Source organism: Agromyces sp. H66 (assembly GCF_004959775.1).
Classification (GTDB): Bacteria; Actinomycetota; Actinomycetes; order Actinomycetales; family Microbacteriaceae; genus Agromyces.
Map to the genome: position 1 here is coordinate 434,503 of NZ_SJZG01000001.1, position 19,963 is coordinate 454,465.

General features: G+C 71.2%; 21 protein-coding genes. 16 read left to right on the forward strand and 5 right to left on the reverse strand.

The window, feature by feature from the left end; translation table 11 throughout:
- The first annotated feature begins 204 nt into the window (after positions 1-204).
- The 5 genes from EZM51_RS02100 to EZM51_RS02120 all read left to right on the forward strand — a co-directional run bounded on the left by EZM51_RS02100 (position 205) and on the right by EZM51_RS02120 (position 5,625).
- Positions 205-3,021, forward strand: coding sequence for an AAA family ATPase (locus EZM51_RS02100; protein ID WP_136706549.1), 2,817 nt, complete (start codon positions 205-207; stop codon positions 3,019-3,021).
- Positions 3,008-3,334: a hypothetical protein gene (locus EZM51_RS02105; RefSeq protein WP_136706551.1), complete on the forward strand. Its 327-nt coding sequence runs from the start codon at positions 3,008-3,010 to the stop codon at positions 3,332-3,334. The genes EZM51_RS02100 and EZM51_RS02105 overlap by 14 nt, the downstream gene beginning before the upstream one ends.
- Before the next feature lie 103 nt (positions 3,335-3,437).
- The gene (locus tag EZM51_RS02110) at positions 3,438-3,632 is read left to right on the forward strand and encodes a hypothetical protein (RefSeq protein WP_136706552.1); all 195 of its coding nucleotides are present in this window, start codon (positions 3,438-3,440) and stop codon (positions 3,630-3,632) included.
- A 62-nt stretch (positions 3,633-3,694) separates the two neighbouring features.
- Positions 3,695-4,273, forward strand: a complete 579-nt coding sequence (locus tag EZM51_RS02115) for a metalloregulator ArsR/SmtB family transcription factor (RefSeq protein ID WP_136706553.1) — start codon at positions 3,695-3,697, stop codon at positions 4,271-4,273.
- A complete protein-coding gene (locus tag EZM51_RS02120) occupies positions 4,237-5,625 on the forward strand; it encodes an MFS transporter (protein ID WP_136706554.1) in 1,389 nt (462 codons plus the stop codon). The genes EZM51_RS02115 and EZM51_RS02120 overlap by 37 nt, the downstream gene beginning before the upstream one ends.
- Before the next feature lie 4 nt (positions 5,626-5,629).
- On the opposite strand, the gene EZM51_RS02125 is transcribed toward EZM51_RS02120, so the two are convergent.
- Positions 5,630-6,001: a TraR/DksA C4-type zinc finger protein gene (locus EZM51_RS02125; protein ID WP_248305416.1), complete on the reverse strand. Its 372-nt coding sequence runs from the start codon at positions 5,999-6,001 to the stop codon at positions 5,630-5,632.
- An 81-nt stretch (positions 6,002-6,082) separates the two neighbouring features.
- Here EZM51_RS02125 and EZM51_RS02130 point away from each other — a divergent pair, with 81 nt between their 5' ends.
- Genes EZM51_RS02130 through EZM51_RS02140 form a run of 3 tightly spaced genes read left to right on the forward strand, consistent with a single transcriptional unit; the run spans position 6,083 to position 9,334 of the window.
- Positions 6,083-8,335, forward strand: a complete 2,253-nt coding sequence (locus EZM51_RS02130; protein ID WP_136706556.1) for a DNA polymerase III subunit gamma and tau — start codon at positions 6,083-6,085, stop codon at positions 8,333-8,335.
- Between the two features lie 3 nt (positions 8,336-8,338).
- Entirely contained in the window at positions 8,339-8,935 is a 597-nt protein-coding gene (recR, locus tag EZM51_RS02135; RefSeq protein WP_136706558.1) for a recombination mediator RecR, read from the forward strand.
- Between the two features lie 39 nt (positions 8,936-8,974).
- Positions 8,975-9,334 carry a nuclear transport factor 2 family protein gene (locus tag EZM51_RS02140; protein WP_136706560.1) on the forward strand — a complete coding sequence of 120 codons (360 nt, stop codon included), beginning with the start codon at positions 8,975-8,977 and terminating at the stop codon, positions 9,332-9,334.
- A gap of 48 nt (positions 9,335-9,382) precedes the next feature.
- Here the strand turns inward: EZM51_RS02140 and EZM51_RS02145 are convergent, their stop codons facing one another.
- Both EZM51_RS02145 and EZM51_RS02150 read right to left on the reverse strand, forming a co-directional pair.
- Complete coding sequence (locus tag EZM51_RS02145) at positions 9,383-9,877, reverse strand: hypothetical protein (RefSeq protein WP_136706562.1); 495 nt, start codon at positions 9,875-9,877, stop codon at positions 9,383-9,385.
- Positions 9,878-10,004: 127 nt separating this feature from the next.
- Complete coding sequence (locus tag EZM51_RS02150) at positions 10,005-11,627, reverse strand: tannase/feruloyl esterase family alpha/beta hydrolase (RefSeq protein ID WP_136706564.1); 1,623 nt, start codon at positions 11,625-11,627, stop codon at positions 10,005-10,007.
- Positions 11,628-11,937: 310 nt separating this feature from the next.
- Here EZM51_RS02150 and EZM51_RS02155 point away from each other — a divergent pair, with 310 nt between their 5' ends.
- The 4 genes from EZM51_RS02155 to EZM51_RS02170 all read left to right on the forward strand — a co-directional run bounded on the left by EZM51_RS02155 (position 11,938) and on the right by EZM51_RS02170 (position 15,809).
- A complete protein-coding gene (locus EZM51_RS02155; RefSeq protein WP_136706566.1) occupies positions 11,938-13,212 on the forward strand; it encodes an aspartate kinase in 1,275 nt (424 codons plus the stop codon).
- Between the two features lie 182 nt (positions 13,213-13,394).
- Entirely contained in the window at positions 13,395-14,450 is a 1,056-nt protein-coding gene (locus tag EZM51_RS02160) for an aspartate-semialdehyde dehydrogenase (protein ID WP_136706568.1), read from the forward strand.
- A gap of 223 nt (positions 14,451-14,673) precedes the next feature.
- Complete coding sequence (locus EZM51_RS02165; RefSeq protein WP_136706570.1) at positions 14,674-15,216, forward strand: hypothetical protein; 543 nt, start codon at positions 14,674-14,676, stop codon at positions 15,214-15,216.
- 92 nt (positions 15,217-15,308) lie between these two features.
- Positions 15,309-15,809, forward strand: coding sequence for a hypothetical protein (locus EZM51_RS02170; protein ID WP_136706572.1), 501 nt, complete (start codon positions 15,309-15,311; stop codon positions 15,807-15,809).
- A gap of 28 nt (positions 15,810-15,837) precedes the next feature.
- On the opposite strand, the gene EZM51_RS02175 is transcribed toward EZM51_RS02170, so the two are convergent.
- Positions 15,838-16,569, reverse strand: a complete 732-nt coding sequence (locus tag EZM51_RS02175) for an IclR family transcriptional regulator (RefSeq protein WP_169053752.1) — start codon at positions 16,567-16,569, stop codon at positions 15,838-15,840.
- A gap of 90 nt (positions 16,570-16,659) precedes the next feature.
- On the opposite strand from EZM51_RS02175, the gene EZM51_RS02180 reads away from it, so the two are divergent.
- Complete coding sequence (locus tag EZM51_RS02180; protein ID WP_248305417.1) at positions 16,660-17,595, forward strand: sugar kinase; 936 nt, start codon at positions 16,660-16,662, stop codon at positions 17,593-17,595.
- Between the two features lie 3 nt (positions 17,596-17,598).
- A complete protein-coding gene (locus EZM51_RS02185; protein WP_136706576.1) occupies positions 17,599-18,225 on the forward strand; it encodes a bifunctional 4-hydroxy-2-oxoglutarate aldolase/2-dehydro-3-deoxy-phosphogluconate aldolase in 627 nt (208 codons plus the stop codon).
- A gap of 34 nt (positions 18,226-18,259) precedes the next feature.
- Here the strand turns inward: EZM51_RS02185 and EZM51_RS02190 are convergent, their stop codons facing one another.
- Entirely contained in the window at positions 18,260-18,880 is a 621-nt protein-coding gene (locus tag EZM51_RS02190; protein ID WP_136706578.1) for a MerR family transcriptional regulator, read from the reverse strand.
- 87 nt (positions 18,881-18,967) lie between these two features.
- Between EZM51_RS02190 and EZM51_RS02195 the strand changes: the two genes are divergently transcribed.
- Entirely contained in the window at positions 18,968-19,387 is a 420-nt protein-coding gene (locus tag EZM51_RS02195) for a hypothetical protein (protein WP_136706580.1), read from the forward strand.
- Between the two features lie 101 nt (positions 19,388-19,488).
- Complete coding sequence (locus EZM51_RS02200) at positions 19,489-19,950, forward strand: VOC family protein (protein ID WP_248305418.1); 462 nt, start codon at positions 19,489-19,491, stop codon at positions 19,948-19,950.
- Positions 19,951-19,963: the final 13 nt, after the last annotated feature.

The following is a 19,963-nucleotide window of genomic DNA, read 5'->3' on the forward strand; positions in this document are numbered from 1 at the left end:
CTCTGCGATGAACATGTCGACGACGGTACGGATGCCGCATTCCCGCGCCCTTCCCGGCGGAGGGAAGGATCGGGGAAGGATCCGTGACGCCGCGCGACCGCCCGGGCTATCGCTCCGCGGCCGTGGAGACGATAATTCCTCACAGGCGGACGACCCGATCGCCGTGGAGGTCGATGAGCCGTGCCCGACGTCAGGATCGAGCTGTTGGGACGTTTCGACGTACTCATCGACGGCACGGTCACCGCGGCCGGCACCATGGGGCGCCGCCACGCCTCCGCCCTGCTCAAGCTGCTCGCCCTCGCGCCCGGTCACGCCATGCACCGCGAACGCCTGCTCGATGTGCTGTGGCCCGAGGACGACCCCGAGACGGCCCTCCCCAAGCTCCACAAGGCGGCCCACTTCGCGCGGCGGGCGTGCGATCACCTCGATGCCGTGGTCTTCCGCGGCGACCTGGTGCAGCTGTTCCCCGGCATCGAGGTCGTCGTGGATGCGGAGCGGTTCGAGGGCCTCGCGCGCCGCGCCCTCGAGTTGCACGACTCGGCGTCGGCTCGCATGGCGCTCACGATCTACCGCGGCGAGCTCCTCCCCGAAGAGCGCTACGAGGAATGGGCCGAGTCCGACCGCGGCCGACTCGCCGACCTGCACCTGCAACTCCTGCGACTCGCCGAGCGCTGGGAGGAACTCGTCGCGCTCGACCCGAGCGACGAGCTCGCCCACATCGAGGTCATGCGGCGGCATCTGGCCGCGGGCGACCGGCACGCGGCGTTGCGTCAGTTCGAACGCCTCGATCGGGCGCTCCGGCGCGAACTCGGCGTGGCGCCGAGTGACGAGGCGATGCGGCTGCGTGCCCGGGCCCTCGCCGATGAGATGGTCGCGCCTGCCCGGCGCGTCGACGCCGAGGCGCCGTTCCTCGGTCGTGAGCAGCATGTGGCGCTCATCGACGAGCTCCTCGGCGACGCCGAGGCCGGTCGCGAGCGCGTCGCGATCGTGACCGGGGCGCCGGGGGTCGGCAAGTCGACACTGCTCGCGACATGGCGCCGGACGGCGGAGGAGCGCGGCTTCCGCATCGCGGCCGGCAGCGCCGTGCCGGCCGAGGGCTCGTGGCCGTACGCGCCCGTGACCGAGGCGATCGCCGACCTCTGCCGGCGGAATCCGTCGCTCGTCGAGCGCCTCGACGCGCCGTTCCGCGAGGAGATCGAGCGGGTCATGGCGTCGCTGCCGTCGCCGTGGTCGGGCGCCGACGCGCACCAGCGCCTGCTCGTGGCCGCTGCAGCGCTCTTCCGGCTCGCGGCATCCGATGGCGGCGTGTTCCTGGTCATCGACGACCTCCACGACGCCGACGAGGCGAGCCTGCGCCTCGTGCGCTACCTGGTCAGGGTCCTGCACGGCGAGCGCGCGGTGCTCGCGTTCGGCGTGAAGGCACCGCCCCTGCCGGCGGAGGTCGTCGAACTCTGCCACAGCCTGCGCACGCGGTTCGGGGCGGTGTCGGTGGAGCTCGGTCCCCTCGGGCGCGCCGCCGTCGAGGCGATCGTGCGCGCTCGACTTCCCGACGCCGACGACGAGACGGTGGACCGCATCGCCGAGGTCTCGCTGGGGATCCCGTACGCGGTGGCGGAGCTGACGCGTCGCGCGGCCGAGGACCCCGACTGGGAACGGCACACCGACGAGGACGCCGTCGCGAGCATCCCGCCGGCGACGCTCGCCGCGCTGCAGCGGCTCGCAGTGCTCGGCGCGGCCTTCGACACCGACGACGTCGTCGCGGCCGGCGGTGGCGACGAAGCGGCGGCGTACGGGCTCCTCGATGACGCCCTCGCCTCCGGCGTGATCGAGCGCACCGAATCCGGATACCGGTTCCGTCACGCCATGGTGCGCGAGGCCGTGCTGGCGGGCCTGCCGGCGCACCGGCTGCGGCCGGTGCATCGCGAGATCGGCGAGAACCTCGCTGCTGCCGGCGCCTCGCCCGCACGGGTCGGTCACCATCTGCTCGAAGCGGGGGATGCGGCGCGAGCCGTGCCCTACCTCCTCGACGCGGCGGAGGCCGAGGCTGCGATCGGCGCCTATCGCGACGCGCTCGCGCTGATCGAGCGCATTCGCGACGCCGCCGTCGGCGACGATCGGCAGCGCCTGCTGCGACTGCGCGCCGACCTGCTGCAGGCGATCGGCGACGTCCGGGCCGTGGCGGCATACCGGGAGGCGCTCGAGAAGGCCACCCCGGCCGACGCGCGCATCCTGCGCGCCCGGATGTCGCGCGCCGCGCTCACCGCCGGCGACCTCGAGACGGCGGCTGCGGCGATCCGGGGCCTCGAGGCGACGGACCGGCCCGAGGACGACGAGATCCTCCTCGCACAGGCGAACGTGGCGTTCTTCGGGGGCGACGTGGACGGCGCCTGGGCGATCGCCCAGAGGGCGCAGGAGCGCGTGCTCGCCGGCGAGCGCTCCTGGCGCGTGCTCGACCTCATCGCGCTGCAGGGACTGCTCGCGCACAATCGCGGCGAGTGGTTCGACCGCATCCGCACCGAGCTGCGCAACCTGCGGTCGAGCCCCGAGGTGGCGAACGCGGTGTTCGACGGCTACCTGTGCGCGGCGGAGTACCTGCTGTACGGGCCGACGCCGTACCGCGACGTCATCGAGCTGGCGGCGGGTCTCCGCGAGACCGCGGAGAAGGCGGGCGCACTGCGCGCGGTCGCGTTCGCCCGGACGCTCACCGGCGAGGCCGCGCTCCTCTCGGGCGACCTGCCGCTCGCTCGGCAGGAGCTCACCGAATCAGCCGAACTCCACCATGAACTGGGCGCGAACGCCGGCGAGGCCCATTGCCTGGAACGCCTCGCCGAGATCGAGCTGTACGAGGGGAATCGCGCGGAGGCTGCGTCTGCTCGACCGGGCGCTGCCGCTGGCTCGCTGGTCGGTCATCGCCTTGCACCTGCTCCAGCGGGTGTACGGGTCTATGGTGCTCGCCGCCGAGAACGACGAGGAAGCGGCCGACGTCATCGATCGTGCCGAGGCGACCATGGGCGCCGATGACCAGTGCAGCTTCTGCACGGTGATGTTCGCGGTTCCCGCCATGATCGGGCTCGCCCGTGCCGGCGACCTCGATCGGGCGCGACGTTACCGCGAGATCGCCGATGCGTCGTCGCAACTCTGGAACGGCACGGCATGGCAGGCGGCGTTCGACGAGGCGAAGGCGCACCTCGCCCGCGCCGAGGGCGACGCGGCGGCGGAGCGGCTCGCGGCTCGTGCGGCCCGCGCCTTCGATCGGTCGGGTCAACCGCTGGATGCCGCTCGGTGTCGGGCGCTCGCCGACGAACTCGCGGCGGAGGCGGCGCTCCTTCCCTGATCCGCTCCTTCCCTGATCCTTCCCCGGCCGGGTCATCGGGAGGGAAGGATGCGTCGGCAGCATGTCGTCTCGAGGGCGCACCGCCCGAGACGAAAGGACTGTCATGAACGACGCACTGGGGATGTACCTGGTCATCAAGGCCGAGCACGAGGCTGTGTTGGCCGAGTTCGCCGAGCGGAGGCGCAGGCGGGGTCTGCCCCGTGCAGCCAGCCGTACGCGGGAAGGTTCGGCCGCCGCGAACTGGCTGCGTCGACTGTGGCGATCCGGGCATCCGGATGCCGCGCCGACCACGAGCTGAGCTCCGGAGTCGGTTCTACAAGAACTGTTGTGCAAGAAATGTTGCAGAGCTACGATGACGGCATGGCCGAACACCGGAACTCCATCGACCTGCACGACCCGGGGCCTATGCGCGCCCTCGCGCACCCGCTGCGCCTCAAGATCCTCGGCCTGCTCCGGGTCGAGGGGCCGCAATCGGTGAGCATGCTCGCCGAGGCGACGGGCGCGGCATCCGGGTCCATCAGCTATCACGTCTCGACCCTGGCGAAGCACGGGTTCGTCCTCCCTGCTCCCGAGCGCGAGCGCGACGGCCGCGAACGCTGGTGGCGTGCGGCGCACGAGATCACCCGCACGAGCGCCGTGGAGTTCCTCGACGATCCCGAACGGCGCGAGGCATCCGATGCCATGCGCCGTGCCGTGATCGACGCGTACCACCGCGAACTGCTCGATGCCCTCGAAGCCGAACACGACCTCGACCCCGAGTGGGTCTCGGCATCCGACTCCAGCGACGGTGCCGCCCAGCTCACGCTCGACGAGTTCCGCGAGCTCACCGCCGACCTCGAGGCCATACACGAGAAGTGGTGGGCACGCGGCCGCGAGCCGCGACCGGGCACCCGATCCGTGCGATGGATCACCCACAGCTTCCCGAGGCCCGGGCGATGAGCGCCGAGGCCGTCGATATCCCGGGCTCGCTCGCCGAGTCCGTCGAGGCGGACCCACGCCCGCGCCGGCGTTTGCCGATCCTCGCGCTCTTCGCGGCGCAGTTCTTCTCGCTCTCGGGCAACGCCATCGCCCTCGTGGCCATCCCGATCATCGCGCTCATGGAGACCGGATCGGCGCTCGCCGCGGGCGTCGCTGGAATGTTCGCGACCGTGCCGCTCGTCGTCGGCGGCGCGCTCGGCGGCGTGCTCGTCGACCGATTCGGCTACCGCACGTCGAGCATCGTGGCGGATGTCGCGAGCGCCATCACGGTGCTCGCCATCCCGGCGCTCGCCGCGACCGTCGGCCTGTCGTTCGGCGCCCTGCTGGCGCTCGTCTTCCTCGGGGGACTCCTCGACGCACCAGGCGACACCGCGAAGACCGTGCTCATGCCCGACCTCGCCGCCCTCGCACGGATGCCGCTCGCCCGCGCTGCGGGCGCGCAGTCGACCGTGCAGCGCACGGCGACGATGATCGGCGGGGGAGCCGCAGGCGCGCTCGTCGCCATCGCCGGGCCGATGCCCGCCCTCGTCGTCGATGCGGCCGGGTTCGCGCTGTCGGCACTGCTCGTCACGGTGCTGGTGCCGCGCCGCTCGTCGTCGCGCGTTCCCGACGGGTCGTCGCACGAGTCCGAGCCGATGCGCGGCGGCTTTGTGGCCGGCATCCGCTTCATCGCGCGCACGCCCCTGCTCGGTGCGATCGTCCTGCTCGTGACCCTGACGAACGCGATCGACGCGGCGGGCATCATGGTGCTGAAGCCCGTGTACGCGGCGCGCGTGCTCGGCGACCCGGCAGTGCTCGGGTTCATGGTCGGATGCTTCGCCGGCGGCGCCCTCGTCGGCTCCGCGCTCTTCGGCCTGATCGCGCACCGCTGGTCGGGGCGGGTGATGTTCGCGACGTGCTTCGTGCTCGCCGGGACCCCGCCCTACCTCTCGATGGCGCTCGGTGCCCCCCTGTCCGTGCTGCTGCCGGTGCTCGTGCTCTCCGGCCTGGCGGCCGGTGCGCTCAATCCGATGATGTCGACGGCCATGTACGGGCAGGTTCCCGACGGCATGCGCGCCCGCGTGTTCGGTGCCACCACCGCGGGCGTCGCCGCCGCGATGCCGGTCGGCGCGTTGGCCGGCGGATTCGCGGTCGAGCAGTTCGGACTCCTGCCGACCCTCGCGGTGTGCGGACTGCTCTACGCCATGCTCGGGGCGAGTCCGTTCCTGATCCGCGCATTCTCCGGGCTGACGGCGGCGCGCACGCACGGCTCTGGAGGCGCACAGAAGACGCCGGCCGCGGCGTCCGGCCCGCTCGCCGACACCACCGCGTGAACGGTCAGCCCACGAGCCTCGCGCAGTCGATGCAGAGGGTGGCGGTCGGACGCGCGTCGAGCCGGGCGACGGCGATGCGCTTGCCGCACCGTGCGCAGACGCCGTAGCTGCCGTCGGCGATGCGGGAGAGTGCGCGGTCGACCTCGGCGAGCTCGGCCTTCACGTCGGCGAGCACGGCCGTGCGCTGCGACCACTCCTGGGTCATGGTCGGGCCCTCGGGGTCGTGCTCATCGTCGGCCGTGGCATCCGATCTCGCGGTGCGCACCTCGGCCATCGCGTCGTCGAACTCGGCCAGCCGCTCCTCGGCGTCGGCGCGCTCCGCGCGGAGTCGTGCCTCGAACCGTGCGAGCTGCGTCGGGGTCATCGTCGCCGTCATCTCGCCCCCCCTTCCGGTTCAGAGCATGTTACGCCAGTGGCATCCGGACGCCATGTCACACGCGGGAACTACGATTGATGCGTGGTCACCGCCCTGTATCGCCGCTACCGGCCTGAGACGTTCGCCGAGATGATCGGCCAGTCGCAGGTGACCGAGCCGCTCATGACCGCGCTTCGCACCGATCGGGTGAATCACGCCTACCTGTTCAGCGGGCCGCGCGGCTGCGGCAAGACCACCTCGGCGCGCATCCTCGCGCGCTGTCTGAACTGCGTCGAGGGCCCCACCGACACGCCGTGCGGCGTGTGCCCGAGCTGCGTCGAACTCTCCCGCGGCGGCGGCGGCTCGCTCGACGTCGTCGAGATCGACGCCGCCAGCCACAACGGCGTCGACGACGCCCGCGACCTGCGCGAGCGCGCCGTGTTCGCACCCGCCCGCGACCGCTACAAGATCTTCATCCTCGACGAGGCGCACATGGTGACGCCCCAGGGATTCAACGCGCTGCTGAAGCTGGTGGAAGAGCCGCCCGAGCACGTGAAGTTCGTCTTCGCCACGACCGAGCCCGACAAGGTGCTCGGCACCATTCGCTCGCGCACGCACCATTACCCGTTCCGGCTGGTGCCGCCCGGCCCGATGCTCGAGTACGTGCAGAAGCTCTGCACCGAGGAGGGCGTCGAGGTGGCGCCCGGCGTGCTTCCGCTCGTGGTCCGGGCGGGCGGCGGCTCGCCGCGTGACACGCTCTCGCTGCTCGACCAGCTGATCGCCGGTTCCGAGGGGTCGACGATCGACTACGAGCGGGCTGTCGCGCTGCTCGGGTACACGCACGGCGCGCTGCTCGACGAGGTCGTCGACGCGATCGGCGCGAAGGACGCGGCCGAGGCGTTCGCCGCCGCCGACCGCGTGGTGCAGACCGGGCAGGATCCACGCCGCTTCGTCGAAGACCTGCTCGAGCGGCTGCGCGACCTCATCGTCGTGGCTGCCTCCTCGCCCGAGGCCGCGGCCGCGGTGCTCCGCGGCATCCCCGACGACGAGCTCGCCCGCATGGCCACGCAGGCCGCGGCCTTCGGGCCGGCCGAACTGTCGCGTGTCGCCGACCTCGTGAACCAGACGCTCACCGAGATGACCGGGGCGACCTCGCCGCGGCTGCACCTCGAGCTCATGCTCGCGCGCGTGCTCGTGCCCTCGAGCGACGACTCCGAGCGCGGCGCGCTCGCCCGCGTGGAGCGGCTCGAGCGCCGCATCGGGGTCACGGATGCCGCGGGCGAGCAGTCCTCCGCCGGTCGAGGAGCGGCGCAGTCGCGTCTGGAGACCCCTCCGCCGATGCCCGCCGCCGGTCGAGGAGCGACGGAGTCGCGTCTGGAGACCCCTCCGCCGGTGCCCGCACGCTCGGCGGGTCGGGGAGCGACCGAGTCGCGTCTCGATGCCGGCGCGCCGTCCACTCCCGCCACGCCGAAGCCCGTCGGCCCGGTCACCTTGCAACTCATCCGCGACGCGTGGCCCGAGATCCTCGGCGTCCTCGAGCGCACGAAGCGCACCGCCTGGATGGCGGCGATGACCGCCAAGGTCATCGACTTCCGCACCGACGACGACGTGCTCGTGCTCGGCTTCCCCAGCCAGAACGACGTGAACGACCTGCGCGGCGGAACCGGCGTGCAGAGTCCGGCCGAATTGCTGCGTCGTGCCATCGCCGACGTGCTCGGGGTGCAGGTCAAGTTCCTCCCGCGCGTCATCGGCTCGCAAGCTGCTGCGGCACCCGTGGCGGTGCCTGCCGCTTCGCCCGAGCCCGGGCGCCCGGCGGGCGCCGATGCGGCGCTCGCGACGCCCGCGCCCGATGTCCGCGCCGGTGCCGGCTCGGGTGCCGGCTCGGACTCGGTCGCCGCGCCCGCGCCGTCTGCTGCTGCGCCGGCCTCGCCCGCTCGGTCGGCACCCGGGAATTCCGCGTCCGCACCCGTCGACACGTGGGCCACGGTCGCCATCCCGAACGACGAGCCCGGGCCTTCGACGGCACCGGCAGAGTCCGTCCCGTCCGGCGGCTCGCGCACCGGCACCGCGCAGCGCCGCGCGCCGAGCGCCACGGCGACCGCCATCGCCGAGCCGTCGGCTGCGGCATCCGACGACCTCGCCGCCGTGCCCGACGACGCCGAGGCGCCCCCTGAAGACATCGAGCCGCCGTTCGAGCCGGGTCCGCCGCCCGAGATCGTCGTCGACGCCACCCCGGCGCCCGCCCAGGGCGGCATCCAGCGGTACGGTGAGGCGGTCGTGCGCGAGGTGCTCGGGGCGACCTTCCTCGAGGAGGTCGAGGCGCCGGCACGCCCCGGCTTCGGGGAGCGTGGCTAGTCCGTGTACGAAGGCATCGTCCAGGAACTCATCGACGAACTCGGCCGCCTGCCCGGCATCGGACCGAAGTCGGCGCAGCGTATCGCGTTCCACATCGTGCAGACCGAGCACTTCGACGTCAGCCGGCTGGCCGAGATCCTCATGGAGGTCCGCGAGAAGGTGCGCTTCTGCGAGATCTGCGGCAACGTCGCGGAGCAGTCGACGTGCTCGATCTGCCGCGACCCACGACGCGACCCCACGCTCATCTGCGTCGTCGAGGAGGCGAAGGACGTCGTCGCCATCGAGCGCACGCGCGAGTTCCGGGGCCTCTACCACGTGCTCGGCGGCGCGATCAGCCCCATCGACGGCATCGGTCCTGATGAGCTCCGCATCCGCCAACTCATGCAGCGCCTCGCCGACGGCACGGTCTCCGAGGTCATCATCGCGACCGATCCGAACCTCGAGGGCGAGGCCACGGCCACGTATCTCAGCCGGCTCCTCACGACGCTCGAGATCCGGGTGACGCGTCTCGCATCGGGCCTGCCCGTCGGCGGCGACCTCGAATACGCCGACGAGGTCACGCTCGGCCGGGCGTTCGAGGGGCGCCGCGTCGTCGGGTGACCGGTTGACGCTGTCGGTGCGCGCGCGTAGAACGGAGCCATGACGAGCGCAGGCGCCCGCTGGGTCGAGGGATACGTGCAGGCCTGGGAATCGAACGACCCCGAGCAGGTCCGGGCGTTGTTCGCGGAGGATGCGGTCTACCTGACCGCACCCGACCACGAGCCCCGCCGCGGGCACGACCAGATCGTCGAGGGATGGCTCGAGGACCGCGACGAGCCAGGTGAATGGTCGTTCGACTGGAACATCCTCCATGAGGACGACGGCTTCGTGCTCGTGCAGGGACGCACCCAGTACCCGGCCGAGAAGGACTACCTGAACCTCTGGGTCGTCCGGCTCGACGCCGGCGGGCGAGCGACCGAGTTCACCGAGTGGTACATGCCGCGCAAGCATCGGGGCTGACGGTGCATCCGCTCGGCCGCCGCCGATCCGGCGGACGGACGCACAGCGCTACCGCAGCACCTCGACGAGCATGACCCACGCCATGACGATCGCGGCGATGACGGCGAGCAGCGAGCCCAGGGCCACCGCGACGAGGCCGGCCGCTCCGGTGCCGACGAGGATGAGCACGCCGCCCACGAGGAACGCGGCGATCGGTATCACGCCGAGAATGCTCTTGCCGAATCGGTCCGCCGCCGAGACGCGGTCCTCGCGGGCGATCACGCGCATGGCGTGCAGGTGGAACGCCGCAGCGACGGCGCCGGCCAGGAGGATCTCGAGACCGTAGGTCACGTCGGTCTGGCCGGGCATGAGCCCGAGCGCGCCCGCGACGATCGCGAGCACGAGCGCCGCGATCGCCGACGCCGCACGTGCCGGCAGCGTGGCCGACGACATGATCGTCGAGATGTTCACCGACATGGCGACGATGAGGAGGCCGGCGAGGGCGGCGGTCGCGCCGACCATCGCCACGTTGAAGTCGGACCAACCTTCGAGCGCCTCGGACATGACCGAACTCTATCGTCGAGCGCGCCGCCTGCCGTGCGATCCCGATCGCCACGTCCCGAGCACGGAGGGGTCCCGGGTCATGCCGACCTGGGACCCCTCGTCACTCATGCGGGGAGTGGGAAACCGGTCACTCCGTGACGCACTGGTACGAGCTCGCCTGGTCGAGGGAGCCATACCCCTGGTACAACGGCCACGACGGATACTCGCACATCGGACGGGTGCGGTCGGCGCCCGGGTTGCCGTCACGTGCGACGAGGCCCGACGGCGCGACATCCTGCTCGACCCAGTTCACGATCGCGTCCAGGCCGTCGTACTGCGCGACGAAGCGCCCCTGCCCGTGACCCCAGCCCGGCACCATGTAGAACTTCAGGAACGAGTCGAGCCGCGGACCGAACTCGTCCTGCAGCGCCGCGTAGTACTGCAGCGTGTTGTGCGGGGTGATGAAGTCGTCGATCGTGCCATGGGTGAGGATGACCTTTCCGCCGTATGCGCGGAACCTGTTGAGCGAGACATCCGTCACATCCATGATCTCGCCCACTTCCTGCACGCGCTCGGCGTAGTCGAGCGGGTCGACGGTGTAGCCGTTCCAATCGGGCGGGTTGCCAGCGACGCCGTACTGCATCGTCGCGTTGAACACCTGGAACTGCAGGCCTTGCGACAGCGGTCCCGAGCCGAAGCCCGCGAAGCCCTGGTACAACGCCCCCTCGAACAACGCGCTCTTCGCGAAGACCGAATTGCCCTCGATCTCGATGCCGAGGTCGTAGTCGGTCGTGATCTTCAGAGCGGCTGCGATCTCCATCTCCGAGAGGCAGGTATCGACCGTCGCCGGGTCGACGCCCGCAGGACAGGCGAGCGACTGCACGTCGAACACCTCGTTGCACGCGCCGACATTGCTGACGATACCGTCGGGCGCGCCGTCGAGCGTGTCGCAGGTCGCGTAGACGGCGTTCGTGATGCTCGCAGTCTCGGCGGCGTTGAGATGCCCTGCGCCGCCGTCGAGCAGGAGCGCGTCGCGGAAGTTCACCGCGCCGACGTGCATCATCGTCACGTTGTACGCCGGATAGTTGGCGATGATCCCGTCGTAATCCTTCGGATAGCGCGCAGCCGCGTCGAGGGCCTCATGACCGCCCTGCGACCCGCCGATGAAGTACGACCACTGCGGCACGACGCCATAGGCGGCATCGATGACGGCGTACGCCGCGTCGTGCGCCTTCTTCACCGACCACTGGCCGTAGTTGAGGAAGAGTTCCTCATCGAGCTGGAACGTCCCGTCGAAGCCCGGCCCGCCCTGGTGTCCGCCGTCGGAGCCGAGCGTGACCCAGCCCTGCGAGAGCGCGGTCGGAGAACCTGCCGGCTGCGCCGTGTAGTTGCCGGTCGCCGTGACGAGCGAGCCGTCGAAGCCACCCCCGCCGAACTGCAGCGTGCGACCGTTCCACGCGGCAGGGAGGTTGACGCGGAACTGCATGTCCTGCGGTGCCGAGACGGCGCGGATCCAGCCGGTGACGGCGCAGTAGTTCCCTGCCGCGTCCCAGACGGCCGTCTCGATGTCGGCCCCGCTCGTCGGCAGTCCGATGTCGCTCGCCGAAATCGTGAGCCCCGTGAGCGGCGTACAGTCCGCTTCGGTGAGGAGAGGCGGCTCGCCATGCTTGCCGCCGGGAGCCGCAGCGGCCGATGTGGCACCGACGGCGATGAGGAACGCGGCGGTGATGCCCATCGACACCGCCGTCGCTCGCTTGAACACTGGAATCATCCGACGCTCCCTTGCGTACTGATGCACAGCGACGGTGCCCGCGGCACCGTTGCCGCATTGTGCGTGTCATCCGCGGCGGGGCCCGCCGACGGCGAGGCCCACGCTAGCCACGCCGCTCCCGAGTCGGAAGGGGACGTTCGTTCAGTGGAAATCGAGTTGCATCCGTGACCCCGACGGGGATAAGCCCGTCAGCCCCCGAGGCGTGCGCCACCGACCGTCACATTGCCGGGCGCGTATGCGGGCCGCCGTATGATGGACCTTCCGGCGACCGGACGTGCATCCCGGCGCCTGTGACCACCCGGGAGACCACGTGAGCTTGATCGTGCAGAAGTTCGGCGGGTCCTCCGTCGCCGACGCGGAGAGCATCAAGCGAGTCGCGAAGCGCATCGTCGAGACACGCAAGGCCGGCAACGACGTCGTCGTCGCCGTCTCCGCGATGGGCGACAGCACCGACGAACTGCTCGACCTCGCGCACGAGGTCACGCCGATCCCGGCGCCCCGCGAGCTCGACATGCTGCTCTCCGCGGGCGAGCGGATCTCGATGGCACTGCTCGCCATGGCCATCAAGAGCATGGGCCACGAGGCGCTCTCGTTCACGGGCAGCCAGGCCGGCATGATCACGGATGCCAGGCACGGCGCCGCCCGCATCGTCGACGTCACCCCGGTGCGCCTCCGCGAGGCGCTCGACGAGGGCGCGATCGTCATCGTCGCCGGGTTCCAGGGCTTCAACCGCGACACGCGCGACATCACCACGCTCGGGCGCGGCGGCAGCGACACGACGGCGGTCGCCCTCGCGGCGGCGCTCGAGGCCGACGTGTGCGAGATCTACACCGACGTCGACGGCGTGTTCACGTCCGATCCGCGCATCGTGTCGAAGGCCCGCAAGCTGTCGAAGATCACGAGCGAGGAGATGCTCGAGCTCGCGGCATCCGGAGCCAAGGTCCTGCACATCAGGGCGGTCGAGTTCGCCCGTCGCCACGGCGTCACCCTGCACGTGCGTTCGTCGTTCAACAACAACGAGGGGACGATCGTCTACGACCCCTCGCGCCTTCCCGAAGGAGCCGAAGTGGAAGAGTCCGTCATCGCCGGAGTCGCGGTCGACCTGACCGAGGCGAAGATCACGGTCGTCGGCGTTCCCGACGTGCCGGGGGTCGCGGCGAAGATCTTCAAGATCGTCGCGAACACGAACGCGAACGTCGACATGATCGTGCAGAACGTCTCGGCTGCATCGACCGGGCGCACCGACATCTCGTTCACGCTGCCGAAGTCCGACGGCGAGCGAGCGCTCACCGCGTTGTCGCACTCGCAGGAGGCGGTCGGATTCACGTCGCTGCAGTACGACGACCAGATCGGGAAGCTCTCGCTCGTCGGCAACGCCATGCGCTCGGCCACGGGCGTTTCGGCGCGCCTGTTCGAGGCGCTCTACGACGCCGGCATCAACATCGAGATGATCTCGACGAGCGAGATCCGCATCTCGGTCGTCACACGCGCCGACAGCGTGCATGCCGCGGCGCGGGCCGTGCACACGGCGTTCGAGCTCGACGCCGAGGAGGACGCGGTCGTCCACGCCGGCACGGGCCGCTAGGTTCCGGATGCCGCGGGGCCCGGGGAAACCCTCGCCCGGCAGTCGGGGCCGTACCGACGATATGCAGCGGATTCCTGCCGTCGGAGTCGCGGAACGACGTCCGCGACATGATCACCTGCAGAATCCGTCAGACTGGAACGTGACGTGCGGGCCGGCAGCGCCCGAGAAGTGAGGAACAGCACATGGCACACGCAGTGAACATCGGCGTCGTCGGCGCCACCGGACAGGTCGGTGCGGTCGTGCGGCGCCTGCTCGACGAGCGCGACTTCCCGGTTGCGAGCATCCGCTACTTCGCGTCGGCCCGTTCGGCGGGCACGACGCTGCCGTGGAAGGGCGAGGACATCGTCGTCGAGGATGCCGCGACCGCCGACCCGACGGGCCTCGACATCGCGATCTTCTCCGCGGGCGCGACCCTCTCGAAGGCGCAGGCGCCGCGGTTCGCCGCCGCCGGCGTCACGGTCATCGACAACTCGAGCGGCTGGCGCATGGACCCCGACGTGCCGCTCGTGGTGAGCGAGGTGAACCCGCACGCCATCGACGAGGCGAAGAAGGGCATCATCGCGAACCCGAACTGCACCACCATGGCCGCGATGCCCGTGCTCAAGGTGCTGCACGACGAGGCCGGACTCGAGCGTCTCATGGTCTCGACGTACCAGGCCGTCTCGGGAGCGGGTCTCGCCGGCGGCGAGGAGCTGCTCGAGCAGGCGAAGGCCGCGGTCGAGCAGGACGCGATCGGCCTCGTGCACGACGGCTCCGCCGTCACGTTCCCCGAGCCCCAGAAGTTCGTGCGTCCCATCGCGTTCGACGTGATCCCGCTCGCGGGCTCGATCGTCGACGACGGCGACAATGAGACCGACGAGGAGAAGAAGCTCCGCAACGAGAGCCGCAAGATCCTCGAGCTGCCGGGCCTGCGGGTCGCGGGCACCTGCGTGCGCGTGCCGGTGTTCACCGGACACTCGCTCTCGATCCACGCCGAGTTCGCGAACCCGATCACGCCCGAGCGGGCCACCGAGTTGCTGTCGGATGCCCCGGGCGTCGCGCTCTCCGACGTGCCCACGCCGCTGCAGGCCGCCGGTTCCGACCCGAGCTTCGTCGGCCGCATCCGCCAGGACCAGTCGGCGCCCGACGGGAAGGGCCTCGTGCTGTTCGTCTCGAACGACAACCTGCGCAAGGGCGCGGCGCTCAACGCGGTGCAGATCGCGGAGCTCGTCGCGGCGAAGCTGCCCGCCGGGGTCTGACGGGCTGGGTGAGGGATGCCCCCAACGGGGGATATGACGGGACGACGGTACTCCGCTAGCGTTTGCTGACGATCCTTCATGATGAAGCGGCGGCCACCATACCGCCGCTCTCTCATGCCCCGGCCCGAGTTCGGCCAGGGATCAGCCAGCCCACCATCCCGTCCCGCATCCTCTGAGGAGCCCTCACCCGATGAAGCCAATCCGCACCATCACCGCAGCCCTGGTGCTCGCCGCCGGCGCCGCCGTATTCGCCGCCGCGCCCGCCTACGCCGAGGACTCTGTTCTGGTTCCCATCCCACTGCCCGACGGGTTCTCGGACCAGAAATGCGAGGAACTCGACTCAGGGAAGAGCGAAGAAGGCGGTCTCGGAGAGACGGAGGACATCTCCGCTCCCGCAGGCCAGGTCATCACGATGGTCTGCGTGAAGGCCGGTGATGAGAACAGCGACGCCGGGGTTGAGTACTACATGGTCGAGCCTCCGACCAACACAGTGACCATCACCCACTCGACTGGCAAGGACATCAGCCACTACTCGTTCTCGTACGAGCCGGAGCCGACGACCCCGCCGACCACGCCCCCCGCCACCACCCCGCCCGTGACGACGCCGCCCGTCGAGACCACCCCGCCCGCCGGTGGTGGCGGTGACGGCGGAGTCACGCTCGCCGAGACCGGCTTCGAGAACGGCTGGCTCGCCTTCGTGGGCATCGGCGCGCTCGCGGTCGGCGCCGCGATCGCCGTGCCGCGCATGGTGGCCAAGCGCCGCTGAGTCGACCGACGACGCCGAGCGGCCCGTTCCGATCCGATCGGAACGGGCCGTTCCGCGTCCGGCGCTCCGTGCGCCGGGCCTACAATCGCGGCATGCGGGGGCGTGATTCACGCGGGGGCACCGTCATCACGGCGGGGGCGATCGCTGCGGTGACGGCAGCCGTGGCGTGCAGTGCGCTCGCCGGATGCGCCGCGGCATCCGACCGCCCTGACGGCTCGCCGACGCCGGGTGCCACCGTCGCCGCGTTCTACGGCGACTCCTACACCCGAGGCACGGGCGCCGACGAGCCGGAGCGGCGCTGGTCGTCGATCGGCGACGACCTGGAGCGATTCCGCGAGGAGCTGGCGGACGCCCGCCTCGTGGTGGTCGAGCCGTTCTGGTACACCGCCGAGCGGCCCGACTCGCTGGAGCGCATCATCGAGTGGGTCGAGGAGGCCGCCGAGCGCGTCGGCGCCGATCACGTCGACGGCGCCTCGAGGTGGCTCGAGGGGCATCCGGAATGGATCGCCGCCGACGGCATCCATCCGAACGACGAGGGCCATGCCGAGATCGCCCGGCGCATGGACGAGGAGCTGGAGCGACTCGTCCGGTGAGCCCGGTCGTGCCGTGGCGGGCATCCGCTCAGCCGAGCTCACTCGAGATGCGATCGGCGGTCTCCCGCAGGGCGGGAAGGTGCTTCTTCAGCCTGTCGAGGTCGGCGACCACGCGGATCGCGGTGACGGAGACGGCGCCGACCACGCCGAGCGGACTCTCGACGGGCACGGCGATGCAGTTGACGTACGCCTCGAACTCGCGGTCGTCGGCGGCCCAGCCGCGGGCGGCCACGCGTGCCAGCTCCTCGTCGAGCTGCTCACGGGTGGCGAGCGTGCGGTCGGTGAAGCGGTGCCACGTGAGATCGTCGAGCACCGCGTCGCGCCCCGCGGTATCGAGCTCGGCGAGGATCGCCTTGCCGACCGCCGAGCAGTAGGGGATGACCTCGCGGCCGATGCGCGAGTACATGCGCACGCCCGAGGCATCCTCGGCCTTGTCGACGTAGACGATCGAGCGGTCCATGAGTGCGGCGAGGTGCACGGTGTTGCCGATCCGGCGCTGGAGGCGCCGCACATGCACGGAACCCGCCTCGCGGAGGTCGAGCGAGTCGAGGGCGTCCTTCGCGAGGCCGGCCAGCCGCCCGCCCAGCGTGTACCGCCCGGAGCTGCTCCGGCGCACCCATCCGACTTCCTCGAGCGATCGCAGCTCGCGGAACATGGTCGAGCGGTGCAGGCCGAACGCCTCGGCGAGCTCGGTGACCGTGCGTGGGTCGGCGGCGATCGCATCGATGATGCGGGCGGCGCGGGTGACGCTCTGCGACATGGATGCCTCCTCGGTGATGCTCCCGGAAACGGACGTTGCATCTGCTGCAACACAGTTGCATCGCATGTGCAACACGGTCAGCATAAGGGCGTGACCTTGCAACCCGAAGTGCTCGCCGTCGGCGAGACGATGATGCTTGTCGCGCCGGCGTTCGCCGAACCGCTCGAGTCGGCCGCCGACTTCCGCCTCGACCCGGGCGGCGCGGAGGCGAACGTGGCCTCGCATCTCGCCGCACTCGGACGGCCCGCCGCGTGGGCCGGGCTCGTCGGCGACGACGCGCTCGGTCGTCGCCTGCTGCGGCAACTCGCCGAGCGCGGCGTCGACACGCGCTGGGTGCGCACCGACCCCGACGCTCCGACGGGCGTCTACTTCAAGGATCCCGGTCGCGCCGTGCAGTACTTCCGCCGGGGCTCTGCGGCGTCGCGCATGGACGCCGGCTACGCGGCGACGCTGCCCGTCGAACGGGTCCGCCTCCTGCACCTCTCGGGCATCACCCCGGCGCTCTCCGATGCGTGCGACGCCATGGTCGACGCGCTCTTCGCCCGAGCGAAGGCGGCGGGCGTGCCGGTCAGCTTCGACGTCAATCATCGGGCGGCGCTGTGGCCGTCGACGGATGTCGCGGCGCGTCGGCTCCGTGAGCTCGCCGCCCGTGCCGACCTCGTGTTCGTCGGCCTCGACGAGGCGGCCGCGCTGTGGGGCTCGACGCTCGGCGTCGCGGTCCGCACGCCCGACGACGTTCGCGCGCTCCTCCCCGAACCAATCGTGCTCGTGGTGAAGGACGGCGCGGTGGGCGCGACCGAGTACAGCGTGGCAGGCGTCGCGCACGTGGCCGCTCTCGAGGTGGAACTCGTCGAGGCGGTCGGCGCGGGCGACGCATTCGCCGCCGGATACCTCGTCGCCCGGCTCGACGGTGCTCCGCCGCACGCGCGACTCCGGGCCGGGCACGAGCGCGCCGCGCTCGTGCTCGCCGACACCGCCGACTTCCCACGGCGGACCCCCGACTCCACGACGCACCCGAGAGGCTGACGCATGACCGAGCTCACCAACTCGCAGTTCGACGACCTCTTCGCCGGGCGCCCGCTCATGGCGATCTTCCGCGGCCTCGGGGTCGCGCGCAGCCTCGAGCTCGCCCGTCGCGCCTGGGACCTCGGCATCGACGTCGTCGAGCTGCCGATCCAGTCCGACGCCGACGTCGAGGCCCTCGCCGCCGTCGTCGAGGCGGGGCGCGCCGAGGGGCGCCTCGTGGGCGCGGGCACCGTCGTGGCCGCGCGGCACGTCGAGCTCGCGGCATCCGCCGGCGCTGCGTTCACGGTGAGCCCCGGGTTCGACGCCGACATCGTGCGAGCATCGGTCGCGGCGGGGCTGCCACCCCTGCCCGGCGTCGCGACCGCGACCGAGGTGCAGGCGGCGATGACGCTCGGCCTCACCTGGTTGAAGGCGTTTCCGGCCTCGCTGCTCGGAACCGCGTGGTTCCGCGTGATGTCGGGACCGTTCCCCGAGGCCCGGTTCGTCGCCACGGGCGGAATGGATGCCGCGAATGCCGGGGGTTTCCTCGCCGCGGGCGTGCGCACGGTCGCGGTCGGATCGGCCCTCGAGGACCCGTCGCAACTGCCCGCGCTCGCCGCCCTGCTCGAGCGGGTTCCGGTGGTCGAGTAGGTCGCGACGCGATCGTATCGAGACCCGATCGCCGTCAGCCGCCGAGATCCCGTCGCGCCGCCACGTCCTGGTGAGCGAGGCGCCGCAGCGCGAGGATCACCGGCTCGTAGAGGGCGGTGCCGAGCACCGTGTACTCGACGGCGGCGTGCGGCTCTCGTGGCATCCGCTCGAGGTCGAACGCGGCGATGTCGCGCAACCGGCGACCGTACGCGAGCAGGCGCTCGTCGCTGATGGGCATGCCCGCCGCCTCGCTCGCGGCGAGCGCCGACTCGAGCTGCGCAACGGCGGCGAAGCCGGGGTCGTACACCTGTCCCAGCGCCTCGAGGGCGGCACGCGCGCGGGGGTACGGGTCGGGGTCGTCGGCGGATGCCTCGGCCACCGTCGGCGGAAGGGCGCTCACGGCGCGACCGAGGGTGGCATAGAGGTCGTCGCCCGGATCATCGACGAGCGCGAGGATCGTACGCGCCTGCTGCACGCTGAGCCCGACCGCGCCGGTGAGCGCGCGGATGAGGCGCAGTCGTCGCAGGTGGGAAGTGTCGTAGGTCGCCTGCGTCGCCGACGTGGCGACGCCGGGATGCAGCAGGCCCTCGCGCAGGTAGTACTTCACCGTGGCGAGGGGGAGCCCTGCGGCGTCGGCGAGGGCGGAGATGCGCATACGGACTCCTTGCATTGGATATCGATACTCTCTAATATTGGAGAGTCTCACTATCTAATCATGCTTCACGAACCGGAAGGACCGGCCATGCCGTCCCCCAACGACCTCATCCTCATCGGCATCCTGCTGCTCGCGCTCGTCACGGTGGAGAGCGGCGGGTACTTCCTCACCCGCGTGGTGCGTGGGCACGTTCCCGTGAACCGGCTGCAGCAGAGCTTCTTCCGAGCCGGCCACGCCCACGCCGCCGTGCTCCTCGTGTTGTCGATCGCGATCCTCGCGGTGATCTCGCATGCCGCGCTCGACGGGTTCTGGCTCTGGCTCGCCCGCACGGGCGTGCCGATCGCGGCAATCCTGATGCCGGCCGGATTCTTCCTGTCGGTACTCGGAAAGGAGCCCGAGCGTCCCAACCGGCTGATCGCGCTGCTCTGGCTCGGGGTCGTCTCGCTGACCGCGGCGCTCATCACGGCGGGCATCGGGCTCATCGCGGGCGGCGTCGCCGCGCTCTGAGCCACGGTCCCGAGCCCCGCCGGTCCCTGAGCTCGTCGAAGGGTCGCTTCGACAGGCTCGGCGACCGGCCACGTGTCGGCAGATCGCAGTACCGTCGCACCATGGCCATCCCGCAGCGCTTCACCCTCGTGACCCTCGGCGTCGCCGACGTCGACGCCGCCACCGCGTTCTACCGCCGACTCGGCTGGCGGCAGTCGACGCACTCCGTCGAGGGAACGACGTTCTTCTCCACACCGGGCCCGATCATCGCCCTCTGGACGAGCCCCGAGCTCGCCGTCGACGCCGGGCTCGCGAGCGACACGCATGCCGCGCCATCCGCGCCCGGGTTCCGAGGCGTCGCGCTCGCCGTCAACTTCGACTCCCGCGCCGAGGTCGATGCCGCGCTCGCCGAATGGCAGGCGGCCGGCGGCAGGGTCACCAAGCCCGCGGTCGAGACCGAGTGGGGCGGCTACAGCGGGTACGGCGCCGACCCCGACGGCAACCTGTGGGAGTTCGCCCACAACCCGTTCTGGCCGCTCGACGAACGCGGCATGCCGCACCTCGACGGCGGCGACGTGGAGTGAGGGCGCCGCTTCG